We start from the raw sequence: 23,829 nt of genomic DNA, 5'->3' as shown, positions 1-23,829 counted from the left end.
TAGCCTAGACTAACTAACAGTTAGTCTTCACCTACAGTCATCGCCAGCTCTATCGGATAGTGACGCTGTTTCGCCAATTCAATCGCTTTTTGCTCGACCTGCTCGTGTGTGAGCGACATAGATATTGGATGATCTTGTTCGATCTCACCAATATTCGTCTCACTGCTTACAAGTTTCCACCTTTCTGAAATCTTATAAGCAGCAGGCAATGCTGATGAACCTTTCACAATTTCAAGCCGTGCATAACGATTACCTTCGAAACTGACATCCGCTGCGCGCAAAGTCTCATCGTCGCCCGGAATTTGCTGAGCACCAAACAAGGGCTTACCGCAACGCACTGCATTTTTATACGGCGGGATAAACTGGCTCACGTGGTCAATGGCCTTTTGGCTTCTAAACTCCATTGTCTGAGGCTGCCAGCCACTTTGGATTTTGTTTTGAAGGCGATGTGGTAACTGTGGCTGAGATGTTTCGTTATTTGAAGCTACAAGGCCATCTTTAAACAACGTAATATCTTCCGTCATACCATGAAGCTGGAAGATATTTCCCGCGTATGGTGTTAACTGGGCCATACCTGTTGGCGTGCCGCGCGGTCCGTGGAAGATGACTTCTGGCCACTGTTGTTGACACGATTCCCACTGAGTCACATAAGCGGCTTTGAACTCTACTAAGCGTTTTCTTGGGCGTTTCGCTAAATCATCGACCGTTCCGGTCTCAAACCCGCATGCATTGACCAAGTAGTCCGCATGTTCCACCTCTGTCTCACCGTTTTTATCAGTAGTGAAGAGCTTCCAACCGCTTTCTGTTTCTTCTACTTTGTCTAGCGTTGTGCTCGTTCTCACTTTGCAGTTTGGTAGATGCTCGAGAGCCAGAGACACACTCGCAGCTAAACGGAACACACTCCAGCCATACTCCTGCACGACAGCAACTGGGTACTTTAACGTTTCTAGATCGACGTTTTGTGCAAAGGGAATCACCCAATCATCTAAGCCAGTTGGGTTGCTTGGTTGCTCCGAATGAGATAACTCAACCAGCTGCTCATAGCTGTATAATTTAAAGTAAGTTTCTGGGTCGCCAATGACACGATTTCTTGGGTCTTGAACAACAAGAGATTGATACGCTTTTTTGATGGTTTCAAGACGCGGCACTATATCAAGGGGCTCTCCACCATCACTGTAGGGAGTGGCAATAACAGTAGGCCTTTTGTTTAACGTAAAGGGATAGAGGCGAACAGTATTAATTGACTGCTCAAGCAGTTCGAGACACTGCTGAAGGTCGATTTCGCGGTAAAGATTCCCCCCAGCATGCAAATGGCAAATAGGCGGACCACTGACTAAACCATCACCCTTTTCAATCAAAATGACTTCATTGCCAAGTTCAGCAAAGTGCAAAGCTGCCGTCGCTCCGGCTACACCGCCACCGACAACAGCAACGACCGGTTGTTTTTGTTTTTTTTGAGATAACATTTCAATTATTAGTGAACAATTTACGGGGCAATTCTAAAACGAATACCCCAATCATAACACCCTCTTTTTTGTTACAGAGTCACTGAATTTCAATGACAAAAACAAGAAGAAAAAGTGAAAAAAAAACTTGACGCATAAAGTTCGCAATCATGATATTTCACAATTGTGAATAACATATTTCGCCAATACTTGATGGATACAGGGCTGCAGACAGAGCAAGAGTTATCTACAGCCAAAGTTATCCAAAACTTTATCCACCGATTTTGTGGATAACTGAATAATTTCCTCAATAAAAAGTCAGCTAAACGCTTTATTTACAGGGGTTAACAGCCTATTTAACAAACTACTCACCACTAGGAAAAGTGTGCAAAACGTTGCAATTGGCAATGCAAACCATATGAAAATATGGATCCTTGGCTCTAGTTCAAATCCAATTTGAACTAGAGCTGCAACGGCAACTTCCGCGCCCAATGCAGCGACACTACCCGCCACAAGCGCCATTGTGCCATACTCAGCCCATACGGTATTCACCACCCGCTTACGACTCGCACCCAGAGTCCTGTATAACTGTATCTCTTGTTGACGCTGGCTCAAGCTCAAACGGAGCAATGTGAATATCAGCAAGACACCAGCGACAACACCCAACGACGCCAATACTGAAATCGCCCAAGCAACTTGACGAAGAAGTTCTTGGATCTTTGATCCCATTTCTCGAATGTCCATTAAGCTAACGGTTGGGTAGCTTCGCGATAACTGATCAATCATTGGATTGTGAGAGTCTTCGAGCCTAAAGCTAACTAGCCAAGTGGCCGCGACACCTGCTAACGCGTCTTCACTGAAGATGAAGTAGAAATTTGGCTTCATTTCCCGCCACTCTACACGACGAATCGAATCAACAGTCGCGACGACTGTTTGACTGTTAATCACAAACGTTAAGCTATCCCCTACTTTTAAACCCAGATCATTGGCTACATCTTCCTCTACCGAAACACTCTTTGAGCCACTCCACTGCCCTGCAACGAGTTCGTTGTGATCAGGAATACCAGTTCCCCATGTGAAGTTGAGCTCTCGACGCAGGGCATCACTACTATCCTCGCCTTGGGCATAGGTTTTAGCATCAACACTGTTAATTTCTGAAAGTCTGCCTCTCACAATAGGATAAGCTTCTGACCGCTCAATTTCGGCGTTATCCAATGTCTCAAGATACGACTCACGTTCAAACGGAGAGATGTTCACAGCAAATGCATTAGGTGCATTGTCAGGAAGCGTACGTTGCCAATCCGACAATAGATCAGTTCTCACTAGCCAAATTGTCGCTAAGAGCATTAATGAGAGCGCTAAAGCACCAAATTGTACCCCTGACGCCGTAGTCGAGCGATTCAGTCGCTTATCGCCAATGCGAATGCGGTACCCAGAGGCAAACGGCGGCACCAACGAATAATGAGTACACTAACGGCCGACAAAACGATAAACAGAACGGCAATACTGACAAGGACAATCCACACCATAATATTGCTAGCAAAGGCCGCTAAGAACGGCACCACCGGGATCAATACAAGCCACCAGCGTTTCGCACTGACCTTTTGATCGATGCTTGATTGCATTACAGCGGCAGCGTTGATGTTCAATAACCGAGTTAAAGGGATGCCGAGTGAAGGAATAGCGATTAGGCCACAGCTTACAATTGCCATCACAAACGGAGTCACACCGTAAGAAGGTAATGGCGATGGAAGCAAGTCTGTGAGTGGTACACGCAGTAGGAACTCCAACCCCATACCGATGAGCACGCCGGCAATCGAGCCAATCACAAAGAGTAAACTCACCTGCGTCCAAAGCCAACGGCGTATCCATACTTTACTGGCTCCTAAACTCTTTAACATGGCGACGATTTTTGAGCGGCTATTCACGTAATGCTGACAAGTAAGAACCAGTGTTGTCGCCGCCATCAGGACCACAATCACGACACTCAGTGACAGATATTGCTGCGTACGTTTAAACACCTCATTAGTTCTACTCTGGCTGTTCTCATCGCGCCATCGATCACTTGGTGTCAGCTCAATCCCTTCCTTTAGTTTTTCGATAACAGCGTCTGTACCATTTATGTAAAGAGAATAACGAACGCGGCTCCCCGTTTGGACGGCGCCAGTTCGCTCTAAATCTGAGGAATGGATGAAAGCGCTTGGCATCTGTTGGAATGGGTTAAAGCTTAATCCTGGCTCTTCGGTGATCAAACCAGAAACAACTAAGTCTGCGTCTCCAACGGATACTTCATCTCCAATTTCAACACCAAGTTGGTAGAGGATACGTTCATCTATCCACAGTTCACCTGGCTGGACATGATTGGCTACACCTTCACCTCCAGTCAGGATAAGCTCACCTTGTAATGGATAAGCACTCTCCACCGCTCTTACGGTAATAAGTTGCATCTCACTATCACTAAAAGCCATCGTCGCAAATCGAGTTTCTTGCGCAGTTGATAGATCGTTATCATTAGCCAAAGACAGTAACTGTTCAGGGAGAGGGTTCGACGTGACAAAGACGGTATCTGCGGTTAACGCTTGTTTACCCTGCTTAACAACAACTTGCTCAATTCGTTCCGCCAGCGCCGTCAGCGCAAATATAGTGGCAATAATCAGTGTTAAAGCCACAGAGACCGGCCACAACTGGCCAAAGCGTATCTCCTTTGCACTCCATTGAGCGAGACGCTTTTGAAGCTCGACATTCATGCGTCGCCTCCTTCACTGGCAACAATCTCACCCGCCTTCATAAACAGAGTGCGGTCACATCGCTGTGCCAGTTTAGGATCATGGGTAACCAACACTAACGTCGTACCGTGTTGCTTGTTAAGCTCAAACAACATTTCAATGACGTTTTCAGCGGTGTGTTGATCAAGGTTCCCAGTTGGCTCATCCGCAAAGAGGATTTTGGGTTGAATCATAAATGCACGTGCGATTGCGACACGCTGTTGTTCCCCGCCGGAGAGCTGAGCTGGCGTATGAGTTATGCGTTTTTCTAGTCCAACGGCCTTCAACAAAGACTCTGCACGCGCTATATCTTCTTTTTTACCCTGCAGTAAGCAAGGAAGCGTAACGTTCTCAATCGCTGTTAAGCTCGGAATAAGTAGGAAACTTTGGAAGACGAAGCCAACCGACTCACTTCTAATGGCGGCTCTCGCTTCATCATCAAGCGTTGACAAAGGTTTCTCCAATAACTCAACATCTCCTGATGTCGGTATATCAAGCCCCGCCAGTAGCGTCATTAAGGTAGACTTCCCCGCTCCAGAAGCCCCAATAATCGCAACGCTTTCCCCTTCTTTGATATCAACGTTTACGTCATTTAGGATTGTTAATTGTTCTTGATTGGTAGACACTACCTTGGTTAATGACTGTGCTTTTACGATGGATGTTTGCATGATTCGACTACTTTCCTTTGCTTTTGTTATTTTTCTTTTCAAGCCCTGTTTTCAGTGCTTCAATTTTAGTTTTAGGTGACAGTTTAAGCGCTGGCTACCAAATGCCAATTGAAAAAGCTTGGCCTAGCATATTACCGAGCGAGCTGGAAGAGAAAGGAAAAAATGCAACAGTCATTAACGGTAGTATCTCTGGCGATACAACGGGTAACGGACTGGCAAGGCTTCCTGCACTGCTAGAACAACACTCTCCTGACATCGTCTTGATCGAGCTGGGTGCCAACGACGGCTTAAGAGGATTCGCCCCTAACCTCATTCAACAGAACCTCATCACTATCATTGAGCAAACTCGTAAAGCGGGAGCAGACCCAATCTTAATGCAGATTCATGTACTGCCTAACTACGGTAAACGTTACACGCAAGCATTTAGTAACGTTTACCCGACCGTTGCTGAAGAAACACAAGTGCCTCTTATGCCCTTCTTTCTCGAGCAAATTATTATCAAACCTGAGTGGATGATGGACGATGGCCTTCATCCTAAACCAGATGCACAACCTTGGATCGCTGAATTTGTCGCAGGCCACCTCGTAGATCTGATGTGAGAACTTGACTTCAATCAAGCACACTCCAAGGACAGCGAACGATTGCTAATATCTTGGTCTAGCTCAATAAATAAATTAGATGTCTGAGTTACTGTAACTAAAATCAGTTGATTTGGTAATGCATTATGATAATTGAGCCTCAAATAAAAGGTGTTGTAGCAAAAGCTGCACATCCCTACGGCTGTGAACAAGCTGTCTTATCACAAATTCAGTACGTTAAGAGCCAAGAACCGATCACCCATGCCCCAAAAAGAGTCCTGATTCTAGGCGCATCTTCGGGTTTCGGTTTAGCTGCGCGCATTGCACTCGCTTTTGGAGGCGCTAAAGCCGATACCATTGGCGTCTCATTTGAAAGGCCACCAGCCGAAGGCAAGACAGCTAGCGCAGGTTGGTACAACGATCACTACTTCAAAAATCACGCTCAAGCTCAAGGCAATATCGCAGTAAACATTCACGGCGATGCCTTCTCTAAAGACGTACGCAATCAAGTCATTGAAGCTATCGAGACCTATTTTGAGGGCGAAGTTGATCTCATCATCTACAGTCTCGCGACGGGTGTGAGACCTAACCCTGAAACGGGTGAAATGTGGCGCTCGGCTATCAAGCTATTGGTGAAGATATCAAAGGCAGTTCGGTCATGTTGGAAAACGATGAGTGGATTAACGCAACGTTGCTTGCAGCGACAGAACAAGAAATCGACGACACAATCAAAGTCATGGGCGGTGATGACTGGGAAAGCTGGATCGATACACTTATTAACTCAGAATCGATTGCTCAAGGCTGTCAGACTATCGCTTTCTCGTATGTTGGCCCAGAAGTCACTCACCCCATCTATCTTGATGGAACGCTAGGACGCGCCAAGATCGATCTTCATCAAACCAGCCATTCACTCAATTTGAAATTGGCTAATTTTGATGGTGGTGCTTACGCAACAGTATGTAAAGCGTTAGTCACCAAAGCTAGCGTGTTTATCCCAGGACTAACGCCATACATGCTCGCGCTCTATCGCGTTATGAAAGAGCACGGTACTCATGAAGGCTGTATCGAACAGATGTATCGATTATTCAGTCAAAAACTCTGCGCTGGACACAAAGTAGTTCCTGTTGATGCAGAGCGTTTGATTCGAATCGATGATTTAGAGTTAGATCCAAAGACACAAGATCAAGTGAGTGAAGTGTTAGCACAGCTTAACGAACACAATTTTAAAGAGCTGGGAGACTACGCCGGATTTAAGCAAGAGTTCTTACAACTCAACGGGTTTGGCTTCGAAAATGTCAATTACAGCGCCGATGTGGATGTGGTTTCTATTTACCAGTCAAGCGAAGACTAAGGTTCTCGTTTACAAGAATTACCCAAATACAAGAAAGCCTCAGTATTAACTGAGGCTTTTTTCTTGGTAGATTCGCAACAGGCTTCTTATACTTTATAAAGTCACATCGTTTGGGAACAATGCCGTGAGCAAGGAAAGCTCTCGTTCTCCTGCGCAAAACAAAGGGAATTAACGATGAGCAAAATAAATACACATGATCTCGCCATTCCATCACAAATGTTGGAAGGTTGGCAGCACATTGTTGACCTACTTGCCGAGATAATCAACGTCCCCTCAGCGCTCATCATGCGCATTCATCCCAAAGACATCGAAGTTGTCTCCAGTAGCCTTGTCATGCCCAACCCTTACACTCCCGGAGACAAAGAGTCTCTCGGTCAAGGGCTTTACTGTGAAACCGTTATTGATACCCAATCGCCACTTCTGATACCAAACGCCGTAAAAGATACGTACTGGTGCAATAACCCAGATATTAAACTGGGGATGATTTCCTATTGCGGCGTTGCCATTAATTGGCCTAATGGTGATGCCTTTGGCACTATTTGTGTTCTCGACTCAAAAGAAAATCATTACACCGACACTTATCAAAGGCTGATTACCAGTTTCAGAGATTCCATTGAGTCTCAGCTTACAAGCTTGTACCAACAGGCTGAACTTAATAACCTAAATCGAGAGCTCAAGAACCGTGTCACGACAAGAACACAAGACTTGGTGGAGCTTAATTACTCACTGAATCAAGAAATTGATAGAAGAAGAGCGGCCGAAGAAAAAATCCACTATCAAAAATTTCACGATGTGGGCACTGGATTTCTTAATCGTAGAGCTTTAGAAGACAAGCTCGATGAGCTAATTGAAAACATCCCAATCACTGGGCAGTCCATTGGTGTGATTAATGTCGGGTTTACCAACGGCCGACGGATTCAGTCGAAGCACAGTTACCGAGTGTGGGATAAGATCCTCATTGATTTTCGCGATCGATTATCGTGTAAGGTCAATTACAATATTGTCACAGCTCGCCCAAGCTCAACAGAGCTAGCGTTAGTCGTGAGTAATATTGCGATTTTGGATATCCTCTCCGAGTTATGTCACTACTTGGTCGATATTGCGCAATCCGAATTTGATGTTGAAGGAGAAAAGCTCCACTTACATACCTATATTGGGGTTGCAACGAGTAACGATAGTCGAGAAAGTAGTAAGCTATTAAAATGCGCAGCGGAAGCTATGCTGGCGTGTAAAGATTCTGGTCACAAATACAGCTTCTATTCTAAAGACATTTCTGACTCTCAAACCCATATCAACCAGTTAGAAAGTTATCTGTTACAAGCGGTCAGAAATGATGACTTGCTACTCTATTTCCAGCCCAAAGTCTCTCCTGTAACTCACAAATGGACTGGCGCAGAAGCTTTACTCCGCTGGCGACATCCAGTACTTGGCGATATCTCGAACGAAACACTCATCCACATGGCTGAGCAAAATGGCTTGATCTTTGAAGTTGGTAACTTCGTATTACGCGCAGCCATTGAAAAAGCGGCGCAATGGCAAAATGTCGTCGATGACTTCAAAGTGGCGATCAACATCTCTGCAATTCAACTTAAAAACATTCACCTTGCTGAACAAGTCGAAGACTTACTCAATACCTATCAACTGCCGGCTCATTACCTTGAACTTGAAGTAACGGAAAGTGGCTTGATTGAAGATGAAGTCGTCGCCAAGGGTACGCTTTCGTCCTTACACAATCTGGGTATTACTCTGTCGCTTGACGACTTCGGCACTGGCTATTCGTCGTTCAACTATCTGAAAAAGTTTCCTTTTGATTCAATTAAAGTGGACAAAAGTTTCGTCCAGCAGCTTGAAAAGAGTCACGAGGACCGAGAGATCGTCCGGTCTATTATTAGTGTGGCGAAAAAGCTAAACCTTTCCGTTACGATCGAAGGCATTGAAAATGCTAAGCATGAAGCCTTCATTTTGGAACAAGGCTGTGAGTTTGGACAAGGCTATTTTTATGGCAAACCTATGCCTTGCGATGAGTTTGAGCTGTTCTTGGTAAACCAAAATTACGAAAGTGGCGGCAACCTTCGAATGCAAGCCCAATAAATACTGGGTAATCTTGAGCATAGCTAAATACATGACGACGTTTACACGCTATAATCGCCGCCCTTCGAATTTATGAATGAATACCCGTATGGATCAGCTAATAGCAAAACTAAAAAAACTCGAAAAGCAGAACTATCGCGCTTATCAACAAATTAAAGGGCAATATGACTTTGGTGACTTCACGCTCTTTATCGACCACACTCAAGCTGATCCTTATGCCTCCTCATCTCGCCTCCGCGCAACACGCGACTGGTCTTTAACTGGCCTATCTTGGCTGAAAGAGACATCAAAAGAATATCAAATCGCCGCACGAGATTTCATCGCTCGCAGCTTTGCCGAGTTTGCTAAGCAAGATAATGCCGTGAATATAGCCCTCAATGGTCAAACTGTGTTGGATTCGACTTCTGTATTGTTCAACGAAGACAACATTGAACTTCGTTTTCGCGTCGATTTACCTGCAGAGGGACGAAACATTCTGGCGAAGAAAGCAGTCAATCTACTAACGTTCCATCTTCCAAAGTTTATTCGTAAAGCGACTCTGGAACGTGAAATCGACAAAGGTGCTTTAGTGCAGCACTGTAAAACCGTTGAAGACCAACAAGCTTTACGAAAAGCGCTGAGCGACTTCAACCTAGCAGCATTTGTCGCCAATGGTAGTGTCTTACCACGTATCGCGGGTAATTGTGATTTGCCAATGAAATCAGCGGTACCTTTTGAATCGCCAGAATCATTGCTAGTCGAGATAGACACTCCAAATAGCGGCAAAATCAAAGGCATGGGAATTCCGAAAGGGATTACTGTGATTGTCGGTGGAGGTTTTCACGGTAAGTCGACATTACTCAATGCAATTGAACGCTCTATATACGATCATGTCCCAGGCGATGGCCGTGAATACGTAGTGTGCGACAACAGCGCGATGAAAATAAAAGCCGAAGATGGCCGATGTGTTCATAATCTGAACTTATCTAACTACATCAACCACCTACCACAAGGCAAAGAGACCGAGAGCTTCTCAACTCAAGATGCGTCAGGTTCAACATCTCAAGCAGCATGGCTTCAAGAATCGATTGAAGCGGGTTGCCAAACTCTATTGATTGATGAAGATACGTCTGCGACAAACTTTATGATTCGAGACGAGCGCATGCAAGCACTGGTCAATAAAGGTTCTGAGCCTATCACGCCACTTGTGGATCGCATCGGTCAGCTGAGAGATGATTTGGACATTTCAACCTTGGTTGTCATGGGTGGTTCCGGTGATTATCTAGACGTTGCAGACACCGTGATTCAAATGCACGATTACCAAGTACAAGATGTCACTGAGCTCGCCAAGCAAGTCGTGGCCGAGCACCCTACTCGACGCCAAAACGAGAGTGAAAGCCCGTTAGCTACGTTTAAACCGCGTTCACTGAACCGCGCTACGCTTCAATCCATACTAGCTGACGGAAAATTTCGAGTATCGGCGAAAGGCATTGATTCTCTGCGCTTTGGTAAAGAATTTACCGATTTATCTGCTCTAGAACAGTTAGAGTCGAGTTCTGAAGTTAATTCCATCGGATGGTGCTGGTTCCAATTTTCCCAGTTACTAGGTTGGTCAAACAACCCCGCGAAAGAGTTTGAGTCGATGTTAAATGACGACTGGTATAAAGCCATGCCCGTTCAAGGCGACTTAGCCAAACCACGAGTAGTTGATGTTATGGCCGCGCTTAACCGAATGAGAAAAGCTGACTTTAGTCAGGGTAAATAAGAGTCGGAGTAAGTCGGCGAGTTCGTCGAACCTAGCCAAGTTATATGACTTGAAAACTCAAAAAGGCGCTGAATGCGCCTTTTTGTATTTTAGAGCTAGTTATTGACCATGGCGCAAAATATTCCACGCTTCGCACAAGATTCGAAAACGTTCGCTGTCTCCGTTGTCTCTGTCCGGATGCCATTTCAATGCTAACTTACGCCAAGTCCGTCTAATTTCAGATGCAGATGCATCTTGAGGGAGTTCGAACAGCTTTAACGCGTAGGCTCTGTCCATATCACCCGTAGTTTCTCCACCCACGAACTTCCTGTAACGTGTCCAGAACTCATTGAGCAGCCTTTTTACTTCACCTTCCGCGGCTTCATAGTTCTGCCATTGAACGTAGTAGTCTCTTAGAGGATCCTCATGGTCAACTTCAAAATGACTCGTCGCGTGATTGGCTAACAAGACAATGTTCATCGCTTCTACTTGCAACCATTTTTCCGGATAAAGCATCTCTTGAAGCTGATACAAAGCGTTCATGATTAAGAAATTACGCTTAAACAGATCTTTTTCAGGAGAAACGTCGAGTTGCGGGATCAATTCAAGTTCACTGAGATGTGAGGCAAGAGTATGAACTTTCCACCCAGACGGCTTATGTTTTAAGACTTCTAGAATCGGCCAGAGCAGAGGGTTTTCCATATAGCTCTGAAACGTTGCCGCAAGATCATGCTGTTCAGACATAATTAAGTTTGTTGGTCACTGATACTCTAATTGAAAAGCACAGATGCCCTTTTGTCGAGAAAAGTTAGTAGATAAAAAAGCGCGACATGATCTCTGCTACAAAATCGTATTAATCGGAACTAAACACAACAAAATAGATAACCGTTCAAAGAATCAAGTTAAGATTTGGTCACGTCATTTATCCACGTTAAAAAAGGGTTCAATCCATCAATGAAAGGAACCATCACAATCTGTGGCACATCGTAATCATGATGATTGACAATTAACGCCTCAATCTCCGCGTAATTCGACTGCTTGGTTTTGATGATTAAAAGCGTTTCTTGGTCGTGACATACCTTCCCTTCCCATATGTAATGGCTAGAAATAGGCATTGTTTGAATACAGGCAGCTAACTGTTCTTCAAGTAACAGTTGTATTAGTTTGTCGGCTAATTGCGGGTTTCCAACTGTGGTGAGCACCATTGAATAATGTATCATTATTTTTCCTTATAGATAGCTAAGGCGTAGCTGAAATAATCTAAGCCACAAGTTTAACTACTCGGTGAAAAGGATGATTTCTCTGCGAACATGAAATGCATCTCAAAGTTTACTGACTATATTGAAGATATGAAGTATCTCACACACAAGTCATCTATCATGATCATGACAGTCTAAAACATTTGTAACGCCCTTGAGGCACATAATAATTACAATTCAACCTGTCGCTTTTTTTGCTGCTGCGAGACAAACTATGAAAACATCAAAGACCAACTCAAAATCTACGTTGTGCTGTCCTTTGTGTGACGGTGAAGAGTTTTTAATTTCTGAAAACAGCCACAACATGCTTTGCGCACATTGTGGTTCCTTCCTAGAGAACATAAACAGTATACAGCGTGTCGTTGCGACGCCGGCCACAAGGCCAAATGGCTCGTTTATCCATACAACCGCAGGCTCTCAACATTGATCAGTGACTTTAGCTCGGTTAAGTAGCGTATGCTCGCTACTTTTCTCGAGTAAAGTGTGGAATGTTCGTTTACAAGCTGGATACTTCGCACCCCTGCTCTTACCCCGGCTTCGATCCCTTTCGGCGTATCATCAACATACAAACAATCTTCAAGTTTAAAGCCCATCATCATGGCGCTATAGCGCACAAGATCTGGTTCGGGTTTCCAACTGTTGGTGTCAAAAGCAGAGAAAACTTTGCCTTCAAAATGCTCATAAAGGCCAGCTTTCTTTAGTGATTGGGTAATCTGTGAGATGGGCGCATTGCCTGCCACGCAATATTCAATTCGTAAATCTTCAAGATGGTCAAGAACGCTTGCTACACCGGGCATTGCCGCTAACTCGCGATTGAACAGAAATTCTAACTGCTGGCGATACATACCTTCAAGCGATCGATAGAGGCCGATACATTCAAGTAGTCCCTGACACTGGACAAGATATCCGCGGTTTTACCGCCTTGATAGTGACTGAGCGCTTGGCTTAACGAATATTCAGCACCGAGCTGAGTAAAAATGTTCACCAAGGCTTGGCAACGCAATTTCTCACTGTCGATCAAGGTTCCATCACAATCAAAAATGACGCATTTAGTGTTGTATCCGCTCATCGCTAGCCCTCATTAGTCCACAAATTTAATATATACACTAATGATTTCATCAGAAGCGATTAATGTGGAATTTTGATGACTGCAGCATATCTTTATATCAAAACTACTACTTAGTTCGCGCATTTACCCCACAACTGTATAGAAAACACTCAACAGTCCAAAGATAGAAGTTCCACTTCAGCTTAACTTAATGGTTTCTCTAAATAGACTATATCGTGCCCGTCTTTCAGGCGAGCAAAGAGAGAGGAAATGAATTCGCTTTCTACTTTTTCAGAGTCACAAGCCAAATCTGAGATAAGCAGTTCGCCATCCACTGAGGTAACGATTGCAGCCGCAATTGCTTGCCCATCAGCAAAGCCCAAGTAGAGATCGCAAGGCGGTGAAAAAATGATCTGCGTGAAAAACTCGACGATAGCCTCTTGTTCACTTTGCTCTTCCCAGCGCTTTGCCTGCAGCAAGGAGAACATCACAGTCGCACGATGAAAATCCACTTTGTACAAATCACTATCGATGAAGCTACCCGCTATTTCAGGGACGTCCATAACTTGATATTCCGCATCTTTTGCCCGCGCTTTGTAACAACGCCTACCTTGAATGCTCTCTTTAGTGGGAAACTTGATATCGATATGGGAATAAAGCCATTGGTTTTTTACTTCGACTATGGAGGGAATCTCTGACATTACATGGTTCGCTGTTGAACTAACTAATAAGAATAATAACATCTTTGGGCATATTGATTCGGCTTATTTTTCCCAGTTTTAATGTCACAGCAACCTGCTATGATAGTTAAAACAATCTATTACGGATGGACAAACATGAAAAAACTGTTGGTTGGGACCCTAGCCGCTTTGGCTCTAGCAGGCTGTTCGGGTGATGAGGTTGGTGATGTTTCACTTGGAATGTTTACACTAAAGGACATTAAAATTTCGTCTTTACAAGATGAAGTGGTTACCGGCGTCACATGCCATATCGCCTCGATTGAAGCTAACTTAAGTCTATCAGACCCAAGCGATAGCTCGATTTCCTGTCGTCAGACTGGGGATATCACGCCTGAGATGATCGCTCAAATCGATAAGTCTAGCTCTGGTGAAGTAGTATTCAAGAAGTCTAAAAGTATTTTCTTTAAAACGATGAAAGTAAGACGAATATACGATGCAGAAAATCAAACCCTGCTTTACTTGTCTTACACGACCAAAGAGACCGATGGCAGTTTCAAGCATAGTCTCTCAACGGTACCGCTCTGGGGAACCAAAGCATTTCTAGAAAAACCAACCGTCTCACAGTAGGCGGTTATCCCATTGATGTTACCCCTACCTCCTTGGGGGTAACCTTTTGATAATCCATCCACCACAACGTTTTTTGTACATTCTCCTTCTGATCTAAAGCTCTACGTATTTCGTACTATTTGGAAACATTGGAAGGAACGAACGTGCAAAATCAAATCACCCAAGATAATGGTCTAAACAAGCAAGCAGAAGAACTTGCCGTGTTTCCATTGAAACTGTTTATTTTGCCTCAAGGCAGGCAAAGACTTCGGATTTTTGAAGCCAAATATGTATCCATGGTTGGAAACATACGTAGCGACGAAGGCTTCGTGATAGCCTACTCAGATGCAAGTCAACCCTTTGGAATTTCAAACTGGGGAACTCTAGTCAAGATCGTCGATTTTCACATTGGAGATGATGGACTCTTACTCATCGATGTCGAAGGACAGCAGATCGTTTCGTTACACGGTCATCACTATCAATCCGACGGACTATTAGTCGCGACGCCGACGGCGATAAAACATTGGGACAACCCAGTTGATTTGGAGCCGAACAGTACACTCGCCGAAACTCTAGAGCGTGTTTTCAAAAACTACGAGTACATTGCAGATCTATATACAGACACACATTTCGAGAAAGCTGAATGGGTGTGCTCAAGGCTCATCGAAGTAATGCCAGTAGCCCTTGATGTTAAAGAAAAATTTATAGAACCGGACAGTTTCCCCCAGCTTGTCACTTTTCTTTTAGATTTGATTGATGAAAGTCGAAATTAACTGATCCAAAACTATTAGCGAATCGTAAGAGTACTAAAATGATGTGTATGGTTGGTAATAAAAATGCAGACACGGATGCAAGAAGACAAACAGAAGAAAGAACACATTGTCACCACGGACAACCAAGTGCCTACAGAGTTATCTCACTGGCTTGAATGTGTTGCAATTAAGCGCGACCAAAAAGCGTTCACAGAGTTGTTTAAGTTTTTTGCGCCAAAAATCAAACGCTTTGGCATCAATAAGCTAAACAACGAAGCTTCGGCTAACGAACTCATTCAAGAAACTATGACGTCCGTCTGGCGAAAGGCACACTTGTTCGACAGCAGCAAAGGCGCGGCCACAACTTGGGTGTATACGGTAATGAGAAACGCGTGTTTTGACATGTTGCGCAAAATCAAAGCCAAGCCCGAACAAAATCTGTCGGACGACTTGTGGCCATTAGATAGCATCGCTGACGAGCATTCCTCAGAAGAAGATAACTTCAAAGATCATCTTCTTTCCAAGCAGATGATTAAGTACGTAGATACGCTTCCTCCGGCACAACAAACCGTCGTCAAGGGCGTCTACTACCAAGAACTTTCACAAGACCAATTGGCAAAGCAGCTCGGCGTGCCTCTTGGGACAATTAAATCTCACTACGTCTGGCTTTAGCACGGCTTAAACAGCAAATGGGAGAGCAATACCATGATTAAATTCCATCCTGACACGGCTGTTCTAAAGCAATTTGCAGCTGGAGAACTACCTGATTCAATATCAGTCATCGTGGCTAGTCACGTTGAGATGTGTCCACACTGTCAAAAAGTTGTGGAGCTTGAAAATGAGCTTCTAGCTAAGCAGGCTTTCGATAACGGTGTAAATACTGAAAGCGAAACCTATGCAGACATCGATACAGTAGAAACATTGCTCGTCGATGACGAATTTGCTTCGATGATTGCTTCAATTACTTCAGACACTGCTGTAACTCACTCTACACCAGCGAAGCATTCAGACAACGAGATAACAGTGAACGGTCAAACTGTTTCTCTTCCGCGGGCATTAAATTCTATTCGCCTCAAGGAATGGAGCGGTATTGGCAAATTATCCCGGTCACGACTTGAACTTGACGACGATAATTTACGCGCCAGCCTGTTGCACATCGACAAAGGCGGTCAAGTTCCAACTCACACTCACAAAGGGTTTGAGATTACCCTCCTACTCCAGGGTAGTTTTAAAGATGAGATGGGTACGTATAAAGAAGGCGATTTTGTCTGGTTAAACGGCGAACACACCCATAATCCAGTTAGTGAAGAAGGTTGTGTTTGTCTCACTGTTTCAAGTGATGCGCTACACTTTACCGAGGGTATGAGTAAGTTGTTCAATCCAATCGGTAAATTAATCTACTAATTACAAAAGCAATAATTATAAACACACCAAATCTACACGGCGGGAGCAGTTATCATGGACGTTAGATTAAAAATTGGCATAAGCGCATGTGTACTAGGGCAAAAAGTTCGCTTTGATAAAGGCCATAAAGCGTTACACTTTTGCACCAAAGAGCTTTCTGAGTTTGCAGACTTTACACCAGTCTGCCCAGAAGTTGGGGTTGGGCTACCTATACCTCGCCCGACCATCAGACAGATTAATCAGGGCGATGTAATTACCGTTTCTCGAGCAGATGGTACCGGCGATGTAACGGAGGCACTAACTCAATTCGGCCAAGATTTCGCTGCCAATCACCACGAAGAGCTTAGCGGATTTATTTTCTGCGCCAAAAGCCCTTCCTGTGGAATGGAGCGTGTAAAGGTATATCACAAAAGTGGCAAAGGTTCGGAGTCTAACGGCGTCGGACTGTTTGCCAAGCAGGTGATGGAAGCCAACCCTGATTTACCTTGTGAGGAAAATGGCCGCCTTAACGATCCTATCTTGCGTGAAAACTTCATGACGCGGGCTTACACGTACCAAAAATGGCTTAATCTCAAAAAGACAGGGCTAACCAAACACAAGCTCATTGCGTTTCACAGTGAACACAAATATTTGGTGATGAGCCATCATGTTGAAAGTTACAAAAACCTTGGTCAATTGCTAGCGCAACCAGACGTTGAAGTAGAAGAACTAGCGAAAGAGTACATATCCGGTTTGATGAAGGCTTTATCGCATCATGCGACACGCAAGAGCCATACAAATACCCTACAGCATCTGCAGGGTTACTTTAAAAAGCACTTGGATACAGCCAAAAAGCAAGAGCTCGCGGACGAGATTCACTCATTCCGAGAAGGCGTGACGCCACTATTGGTTCCTATTGCATTGATTAACCACTATCTGCAAGAATTTCCGAATGAGTACTTGGCTTCGCAAACTTATTTGAACCCACATCCAAAACAATTACGACTGAGGTATGGATATTGACAGCGCTTCTTTGGTTTAGACGTGATTTAAGGATTCAAGACAACCCCGCTTTGTTACACGCTCTTTCCCTTGGCGTTAACAAGGCGGTTTTCCTTTCAGCGCCAGCACAATGGGAACTACACAACCTAGCTCCGATACAAGCACACTTGATCACACGCCAACTCAATGAACTTAAAGTTCAACTAGGAGATATGGGTGTGGAGCTTGTTCACTTGCGTTGTACCGACTACGACTCCCAAGTTCAGTCCCTCATCGATTATTGTCGTGACGGTGGCTACGACACAGTGGTGGTCAATCGCGAACTGGAGCTCAACGAGCTACAACGCGACGAAAAAGTAGCGAGTGAGTTGGATTTGATCTCCTTTCAAAGCGACACAATCGCCCCGCTAGGGTCTGTAGTTAATAAGCAAGGTGAGATGTACAAAGTCTTCACACCTTTCAAACGAGCTTGGCTTAAATACATCTCTGAGTACGGCATCAAAGTGAATCATGCTGAACAAAATCAACACTACCCTTCAGCAATCGAGGCTGAAGCAGAAGACAATAGTGATTTCGTCTTCGATTACCCAATGAAGGACTCGACACTCTGGCCATCAGCCAGTCGTGTGATCAATGAAGTTATACCCCACTTTATGTCTGAGAAAATCTTTCACTACTCTAGGCTAAGGGATATTCCTTCAGTTAAAGGCACGTCTGGTTTGTCACCTTATTTGGCGATTGGCGCAATTAGCAGCCGACATCTGGCTCATACGTTGATCTCTCATGATCCTGAGTTACTTCACAATGAAAGCAAACCAGAGTTTTCATGGCTAAACGAGCTTATTTGGCGTGATTTCTACAAGCACCTATTGTTCCATTACCCGAATCTAGTCAAAGGTGAGTGCTTTAACCCAAAATATGCGAATCTTAACTGGCCGCATCGCGAAGACCTGTTCCATGCTTGGTGTGAAGGTCGCACAGGCTACCCTATCGTTGATGCGGCGATGAGGCAGCTCGTCAAAACAGGCTGGATGCACAACAGACTTCGAATGATCACAGCGAGTTTTTTAACCAAGCACTTGTTGATTGATTGGCGTCATGGGGAGAAGTTTTTCATGCAGCACCTGATCGATGGCGATTTCAGCGCCAACAACGGCGGCTGGCAATGGGCGTCGAGTGTTGGCTGTGATTCACAGCCATATTTTCGTATCTTCAATCCTATCACTCAGAGCAAAAAGTTTGATCCTAAAGGAATTTTTCTGCGTAAGTATTTACCAGAGTTAGCAAACATCCCTGATAAAGAGATACATTTTCCACATAGCTACCTCGAGAAGATCAACGCTCAAAATCAATATTGGGCCGCGATAGTTGACCATAAGGAAGCAAGGGCAAGAGCACTCTACTTCTTCAAACAACCTTGATTTCTTAAAACAAAAGGATGAGTTATGTCAGAATCAATCTGGTTACAACGATTCGTTGATGTGTACAGTGAGCTTGGTACCGACAACCTCGACCTTCTTAGCACTGTTTATCATAACGACGTCGTATTTATTGACCCAATGCACCAGTTGGAAGGCAAGGAGCAGTTACTTGGCTACTTCCATCAACTGTACGGAAATGTAATCAGCTGCGAATTTGTTATTGAGCATGTCATGGAGTCGGATCACGAAGCTGCAATCTACTGGAGTATGACCTTCTCTCATTTTCAATTGAACAAACGCAATCCTGTAACTGTACAAGGCCACTCGCACATCAAAGCTAAAGACGATCTCGTCGTATACCACCGAGATTTCTTAGATGTAGGTGCCATGCTTTATGAACATATCCCTCTACTGGGGACTGTCATTAAGACCATCAAGAAAAGAGCGAGCACCGTATGAACATTATGATCACAGGGGCGACCTCTGGTATTGGCAAGGCGCTCGCTTGCCAATACTCGGCTTCAGGCCATAAAGTCATTGCATGTGGGCGCAACTTAGACAAGCTCGACGCTCTGCAATCTGAGAATGACAACATTCATCCTCTCTGTTTCGATCTCACAGAGTTCGATACATACCCAGAGCTAAACGATGATAACCAACTCGATTTACTTATTTTAAACGCAGGAGACTGCGAATACGTCGATAACCCGCTCCACTTCGATGCAAAGATGTTCGAGCGTGTCATCAACATAAACCTGATCTCGATTGGCTATGCGCTAGAAAAATGGCTTAGGCATATCAAACCAGGCGGTCGCCTTGTTGTCGTTAGCTCAAGCGCAGGCTTGCTTCCGCTTCCAAGAGCAGAAGCCTACGGAGCGTCAAAAGCTGCATTAACCTACTTAACCCAAACATTGGCCGCGACGCTTAAGCAAAATCATGTCAACGTTACAGTTGTTCTACCCGGATTTGTAGATACTCCCCTTACAGAACGGAATACGTTTTCGATGCCCATGATCGTTACTGTAGAGGAAGCCACAAAACAGATAATTACTGGTATAGAAAACGGTAAATCTGAAATAAGTTTCCCTAAAGTGTTTATATTTATAATGAAATGCCTAAGGCTGCTTCCTTCAGGGCTTTGGCAGCGTCTCGCGACAAGGATGAAATAATAATGAAAAAAATCGCAGTCATTGGCTCTGGAATTTCAGGCCTTACATGCGCACATCTACTCGACAAGCAGTATGACGTTACCGTTTTTGAAAAAAACCACTACGTCGGTGGTCACACCGCTACCGTTGACATCGAACACAACGGACGTCCATACGCCATCGATACTGGTTTTATCGTATTCAACAATCGCACTTATCCAAATTTCTTAAAGTTATTAGCCCAACTGGGGATCGACCGTCAGCCAACGGAGATGAGCTTTAGCGTACATAACCGACAAACCCAGTTCGAATACAATGGCCACGGCATTAACTCTCTGTTTGCTCAACGAAGAAACATCTTTAGGCCTCAATTTTGGCGTTTGATTTCTGATATTTTACGCTTTAACAAGTTGTGCAAATCCATCTATCACAGCAACGTTTATGACGACGGCGCGAGACTCGGCGATTTCTTGAAAGAAAATGGGTTTAGTGATTTCTTTAGTGAGCACTACATTTTACCCATGGGTGCCGCGATTTGGTCTACTAGCCTTGAAGAAATGGAACGTTTTGAACTGAAGTTTTTCATTCAATTCTTCTTTAATCACGGTTTGTTAAATATAACGGATAGGCCGCAATGGTACGTCGTTCCCGGCGGTTCTCGCGAGTACGTTAAGGTTATAACTTCTCAGTTATCAAAACCAGTTCAAACCAACTCGACGATTCGCACGGTTACACGTTCATCCGAAGGCGTTACTATTGAGATGCAAGATGGTGAACTATTCAAGTTTGATGAAGTTATTTTTGCTTGTCATTCTGATCAAGCACTGAGCTTACTCAGCGATCCGACGCAAGACGAAAAAGCCGTACTTGGCAACATTCCGTATAGCCGTAACGAAGTTGTTCTTCATACCGACATCGACATGCTGCCCAAGCGTCGCCTCGCATGGGCCAGCTGGAACTACCGATTAGACGGGGAATCCAGTCGCCCAGCTTGTGTCACTTACAACATGAACATCCTACAAGGTATTCAAAGTGACGATACCTTCTGCGTGACTCTTAACCAAACCGACGCCATTGACCCCGACAAGATCATCAAAAAGTTTGTTTACCATCACCCGGTGTTAAACACCACCAGCGTAGCCGCGCAAAAACAGCGAGACTTGATTAATGGTAAAAATAACACACACTTTGTAGGTGCATATTGGTACAACGGATTCCATGAAGATGGCGTACGAAGCGCATTGGATGTCACTTCTAGTTTCGGAGCGACTCTATGAGTGGCTCCTCAAACAGCGGCATTTATTGGGGCAACGTTAGACACCGCCGTTTTAGACCTGTTTCTCATGAGTTTCAGTACCGTCTTTATATGCTAGGGATAGACTTGGATGAGCTAGACGATATCACTCGTTTATCCAAAGTGTTTGGTACCAAGTGGTTTAACCCCTTGCGTTTCAACGAAAAAGATTACGTCAAAAGTGAACCCGGTACTTTGAAGCAGCGTATCTTAAGTAAAGTTAAACAGTTAGGTGGAGATTGGAGCGAAGACAATAAGGTCATCATGTTGCTCAGTGCCGATGTTTTGGACTCTACTTTAGCCCAATCAATTGTTACTTCTGTTATGACGAGAACAACGAGTGCCAATATTTGCTCGGAGAAGTGAGCAATACACCATGGAGAGAGAGGCATTACTACCTCATCGAGATGTCAGGCACTATGCGAATAGAAAAGAGCTTCCATGTCTCGCCCTTTATGGAAATGAATATGGATTATGTTTGGAAAATATCACCGCCAACCAGCTCGACACTCGTTCATATCGAAAACCACCAAAACGAAAAGCTATTTGATGCCACGCTAAACCTGAAAAAGCATGAGTTTAGCCGCAAGGAGCTAAGAAGCACCATAAGGTCACTGCCAGCAATGACGCTTAAAATTGTTTCAGGTATCTATTATCAGGCGCTTAAGCTTTTCGCAAAACGAGTTCCGTTTGTCGACCATCCTAATAGGTCAGCAGACGCCAAATAAGAAGATCAATAATAAGGATAACAAAGAGGTTTCCATGGAACAGACAGTATCAAACACTGATAGGCTTCAAGCGACATCGTCACCGCTGCTGTCAGCCCAAGAGAGTAAGTTTAGAAGCTTGATTTTTAGCGTCCTAAAGCCTTTAGAAGACGCGCATGTAGAGCTTATCGAGGGCGATAAAGTATGGAATTTTGGTGACGAGTCTTCTGATTTGTCAGCTTGCTTTGTTGTTTACGACACCAGTTGCTATAAAGATATCGCCTTAGGAGGCAGTATCGGCGCGGCAGAAGCGTATATCGATGGTAAATGGTCCAGCCCAGATCTAACAAAAGTTATTCAAATCATGGCAAGAAACCAGCGCCAACTTGACGCTCTAGACAGTAAAGTTCAGTGGCTAACCCGAGCTAAACACTGGTTCTTGCGCAAACAAAATGCCAACACTGAAGCCGGCTCAAAACGCAACATATTGGCACACTACGATATTGGTAACGAGTTATACACACGCTTCTTAGACCCATCCATGCAGTACTCTTCCGCCATTTACAGTGACGACGCCTTAGACCTTTCCGCAGCACAGCAAAACAAGATGGAAACCATCTGCCAACGCTTGAGTCTTAAAGAAACGGATCATGTGGTTGAAATCGGAACTGGTTGGGGAGGACTCGCGACTTACATGGCCAAGAACTATGGCTGCCGTGTGACCACAACGACAATCTCTGACGCACAACACGAATATGCAGAAAAAGAAGTAAAGCGTTTAGGGCTCGAATCCAAAGTAACGCTACTCAAGAAGGACTATCGTGCGTTAACAGGGCAATACGATAAACTCGTATCCATTGAAATGATTGAAGCAGTAGGTCATGAGTTTCTAGAGAATTTCTTTGCTAAATGTTCATCTCTTCTAAAGCCTTCAGGTAAGATGCTTATTCAATCGATCACCATCGCAGATGGCCGCTACGATAAGTATCGAAAAGGGGTAGATTTCATTCAAAAATACATCTTTCCAGGTGGATGCCTTCCGTCTATTGCCGTGATGAGTGGACACATCGCTAAGCAAACTGACATGGTGATTCACCAAATTGACGATATTGGCCTCCACTACGCTCGCACCCTCAATGATTGGAAAGTGAACTTCCTTTCGCGTTGGACTGAAATCAATCGCCTAGGCTACAGCGAAGAGTTCAAACACCTGTGGCTATTCTACTTCTGTTACTGTGAAGGTGCGTTTCTAGAGCGTGTGATCAGTACCCACCACATCGTTGCGCGCAAACCTCAATATCGAGGACAAGAAGATGAAATGGTTTTGGATTACTAACTTCGTACTCTTTCAGTCTGCGTGGTTCATCTGCGCATTCTTTACCGAGTATGCGCCAATAGCGCTAACGGTCTTGTTGGCGCTTCACTTCGCACTCTCCCCAACCAAGCGCAAAGACTTGCAAATTTTACCGTTAGCGCTTGTGGGAATTGTCGCAGATAAACTCCACTTAATGGCAGGAACGTTTGCTATACAAGCCGACTTCTTCCCTTTATGGCTAGCGCTACTGTGGGCAATGTTTGTGCTCTGCCTCAACCATAGCCTGAGCTGGTTAGCACACAAACCAACGTGGCTTGTGGCAGGTTTCGGCGCGATCGGTGGCCCATTAAGCTACTTTGCAGGTATTAAGGCGGGGGCAATGGCGAGCTTGACACCGATGCCCATTCTCATCACTTCTCTAGCCTGTTCTTGGGCATTGTTAATCGTTGTGCTCATTTACGCTACTAAACAAATCGACAACCGATTTCTGATCCGGACCGCCTAACTACCCGTATCCCTATGTTGAGGTTAGTAAAATTTAATTTGCTAACGCGTTTATTAAAACGCCTCACAAAGGCGCCTTAACGTAGGGT

20 protein-coding genes and 5 pseudogenes are annotated in these 23,829 nt (G+C 44.5%); 17 read left to right on the top strand and 8 right to left on the bottom strand.

Going from position 1 to position 23,829, the window contains the following annotated elements; translation table 11 throughout:
* Nucleotides 1-20: 20 nt before the first annotated feature.
* The 3 genes and pseudogenes from UA76_RS15155 to UA76_RS15145 all read right to left on the bottom strand — a co-directional run bounded on the left by UA76_RS15155 (nucleotide 21) and on the right by UA76_RS15145 (nucleotide 4,878).
* The gene (locus tag UA76_RS15155; protein WP_047047819.1) at nucleotides 21-1,466 is read right to left on the bottom strand and encodes an FAD-dependent oxidoreductase; all 1,446 of its coding nucleotides are present in this window, start codon (nucleotides 1,464-1,466) and stop codon (nucleotides 21-23) included.
* 297 nt (nucleotides 1,467-1,763) lie between these two features.
* Nucleotides 1,764-4,192 (bottom strand): annotated as a pseudogene (locus UA76_RS15150) (ABC transporter permease).
* On the bottom strand, nucleotides 4,189-4,878 hold the full coding sequence (locus UA76_RS15145; RefSeq protein ID WP_047047816.1) for an ABC transporter ATP-binding protein: 690 nt from the start codon (nucleotides 4,876-4,878) through the stop codon (nucleotides 4,189-4,191). The pseudogene UA76_RS15150 and the gene UA76_RS15145 overlap by 4 nt, the downstream one beginning before the upstream one ends.
* Between UA76_RS15145 and tesA the strand changes: the two are divergent.
* The 5 genes and pseudogenes from tesA (at nucleotide 4,877) to UA76_RS15125 (ending at nucleotide 10,642) form a co-directional block, all read left to right on the top strand.
* Nucleotides 4,877-5,477 (top strand): annotated as a pseudogene (gene tesA / locus UA76_RS15140) (multifunctional acyl-CoA thioesterase I/protease I/lysophospholipase L1). The gene UA76_RS15145 and the pseudogene tesA sit on opposite strands and share 2 nt — an antisense overlap.
* A gap of 125 nt (nucleotides 5,478-5,602) precedes the next feature.
* Nucleotides 5,603-6,495 (top strand): annotated as a pseudogene (fabV, locus tag UA76_RS15135) (enoyl-[acyl-carrier-protein] reductase FabV); the annotation flags it as partial.
* The gene (locus tag UA76_RS25680) at nucleotides 6,469-6,807 is read left to right on the top strand and encodes a hypothetical protein (protein WP_420340923.1); all 339 of its coding nucleotides are present in this window, start codon (nucleotides 6,469-6,471) and stop codon (nucleotides 6,805-6,807) included. The pseudogene fabV and the gene UA76_RS25680, both read left to right, overlap by 27 nt.
* Nucleotides 6,808-6,981: 174 nt before the next feature.
* Complete coding sequence (locus tag UA76_RS15130) at nucleotides 6,982-8,898, top strand: sensor domain-containing phosphodiesterase (RefSeq protein ID WP_047047814.1); 1,917 nt, start codon at nucleotides 6,982-6,984, stop codon at nucleotides 8,896-8,898.
* Nucleotides 8,899-8,986: 88 nt separating this feature from the next.
* The gene (locus UA76_RS15125) at nucleotides 8,987-10,642 is read left to right on the top strand and encodes an ABC-ATPase domain-containing protein (RefSeq protein ID WP_047047811.1); all 1,656 of its coding nucleotides are present in this window, start codon (nucleotides 8,987-8,989) and stop codon (nucleotides 10,640-10,642) included.
* 99 nt (nucleotides 10,643-10,741) lie between these two features.
* On the opposite strand, the gene UA76_RS15120 is transcribed toward UA76_RS15125, so the two are convergent.
* The 5 genes from UA76_RS15120 to UA76_RS15105 all read right to left on the bottom strand — a co-directional run bounded on the left by UA76_RS15120 (nucleotide 10,742) and on the right by UA76_RS15105 (nucleotide 13,629).
* Nucleotides 10,742-11,365 (bottom strand): DNA-J related domain-containing protein, encoded by a 624-nt coding sequence (locus UA76_RS15120; RefSeq protein ID WP_047047809.1) that lies wholly within the window; start codon nucleotides 11,363-11,365, stop codon nucleotides 10,742-10,744.
* Nucleotides 11,366-11,523: 158 nt separating this feature from the next.
* Nucleotides 11,524-11,841 (bottom strand): divalent-cation tolerance protein CutA, encoded by a 318-nt coding sequence (gene cutA / locus UA76_RS15115; protein ID WP_047047806.1) that lies wholly within the window; start codon nucleotides 11,839-11,841, stop codon nucleotides 11,524-11,526.
* Nucleotides 11,842-12,275: 434 nt separating this feature from the next.
* The gene (locus tag UA76_RS15110; protein WP_337588545.1) at nucleotides 12,276-12,725 is read right to left on the bottom strand and encodes an HAD-IA family hydrolase; all 450 of its coding nucleotides are present in this window, start codon (nucleotides 12,723-12,725) and stop codon (nucleotides 12,276-12,278) included.
* Entirely contained in the window at nucleotides 12,707-12,949 is a 243-nt protein-coding gene (locus UA76_RS25460) for an HAD hydrolase-like protein (RefSeq protein ID WP_337588544.1), read from the bottom strand. The genes UA76_RS15110 and UA76_RS25460 overlap by 19 nt, the downstream gene beginning before the upstream one ends.
* 182 nt (nucleotides 12,950-13,131) lie before the next feature.
* Nucleotides 13,132-13,629 carry a hypothetical protein gene (locus UA76_RS15105; protein ID WP_047047803.1) on the bottom strand — a complete coding sequence of 166 codons (498 nt, stop codon included), beginning with the start codon at nucleotides 13,627-13,629 and terminating at the stop codon, nucleotides 13,132-13,134.
* A gap of 135 nt (nucleotides 13,630-13,764) precedes the next feature.
* Here UA76_RS15105 and UA76_RS15100 point away from each other — a divergent pair, with 135 nt between their 5' ends.
* The 12 genes and pseudogenes from UA76_RS15100 (at nucleotide 13,765) to UA76_RS15045 (ending at nucleotide 23,741) form a co-directional block, all read left to right on the top strand.
* A complete protein-coding gene (locus tag UA76_RS15100) occupies nucleotides 13,765-14,235 on the top strand; it encodes a CreA family protein (protein ID WP_047047800.1) in 471 nt (156 codons plus the stop codon).
* Between the two features lie 143 nt (nucleotides 14,236-14,378).
* On the top strand, nucleotides 14,379-14,987 hold the full coding sequence (locus UA76_RS15095) for an LON peptidase substrate-binding domain-containing protein (RefSeq protein ID WP_047047798.1): 609 nt from the start codon (nucleotides 14,379-14,381) through the stop codon (nucleotides 14,985-14,987).
* 63 nt (nucleotides 14,988-15,050) lie between these two features.
* Nucleotides 15,051-15,679 (top strand): annotated as a pseudogene (locus UA76_RS15090) (sigma-70 family RNA polymerase sigma factor).
* Nucleotides 15,672-16,370: a ChrR family anti-sigma-E factor gene (locus tag UA76_RS15085; protein ID WP_047047795.1), complete on the top strand. Its 699-nt coding sequence runs from the start codon at nucleotides 15,672-15,674 to the stop codon at nucleotides 16,368-16,370. The pseudogene UA76_RS15090 and the gene UA76_RS15085 overlap by 8 nt, the downstream one beginning before the upstream one ends.
* A 54-nt stretch (nucleotides 16,371-16,424) precedes the next feature.
* Entirely contained in the window at nucleotides 16,425-17,372 is a 948-nt protein-coding gene (locus tag UA76_RS15080; protein WP_047047792.1) for a YbgA family protein, read from the top strand.
* Nucleotides 17,369-18,772, top strand: a complete 1,404-nt coding sequence (gene phrB, locus UA76_RS15075) for a deoxyribodipyrimidine photo-lyase (protein ID WP_047047790.1) — start codon at nucleotides 17,369-17,371, stop codon at nucleotides 18,770-18,772. Before UA76_RS15080 ends, phrB begins: the two co-directional genes overlap by 4 nt.
* Nucleotides 18,773-18,796: 24 nt before the next feature.
* On the top strand, nucleotides 18,797-19,231 hold the full coding sequence (locus UA76_RS15070) for a nuclear transport factor 2 family protein (protein ID WP_047047787.1): 435 nt from the start codon (nucleotides 18,797-18,799) through the stop codon (nucleotides 19,229-19,231).
* Complete coding sequence (locus tag UA76_RS15065; protein WP_047047784.1) at nucleotides 19,228-19,941, top strand: SDR family NAD(P)-dependent oxidoreductase; 714 nt, start codon at nucleotides 19,228-19,230, stop codon at nucleotides 19,939-19,941. The genes UA76_RS15070 and UA76_RS15065 overlap by 4 nt, the downstream gene beginning before the upstream one ends.
* A 2-nt stretch (nucleotides 19,942-19,943) precedes the next feature.
* The gene (locus UA76_RS15060) at nucleotides 19,944-21,197 is read left to right on the top strand and encodes an NAD(P)/FAD-dependent oxidoreductase (RefSeq protein ID WP_047047781.1); all 1,254 of its coding nucleotides are present in this window, start codon (nucleotides 19,944-19,946) and stop codon (nucleotides 21,195-21,197) included.
* Nucleotides 21,194-21,942 (top strand): annotated as a pseudogene (locus UA76_RS15055) (DUF1365 domain-containing protein). Before UA76_RS15060 ends, UA76_RS15055 begins: the two are co-directional and overlap by 4 nt.
* Nucleotides 21,943-21,976: 34 nt before the next feature.
* The gene (locus UA76_RS15050; RefSeq protein WP_047047777.1) at nucleotides 21,977-23,257 is read left to right on the top strand and encodes an SAM-dependent methyltransferase; all 1,281 of its coding nucleotides are present in this window, start codon (nucleotides 21,977-21,979) and stop codon (nucleotides 23,255-23,257) included.
* Nucleotides 23,235-23,741, top strand: coding sequence for a DUF2878 domain-containing protein (locus UA76_RS15045; protein WP_047047776.1), 507 nt, complete (start codon nucleotides 23,235-23,237; stop codon nucleotides 23,739-23,741). Before UA76_RS15050 ends, UA76_RS15045 begins: the two co-directional genes overlap by 23 nt.
* Nucleotides 23,742-23,829 lie beyond the last annotated feature (88 nt).

The sequence above is a fragment of the Vibrio mexicanus genome, assembly GCF_001012815.1.
GTDB lineage: Bacteria > Pseudomonadota > Gammaproteobacteria > Enterobacterales > Vibrionaceae > Vibrio > Vibrio mexicanus.
Note: the sequence above shows the minus strand (reverse complement) of the source record. Positions and strands in the feature narration are given on the sequence as shown.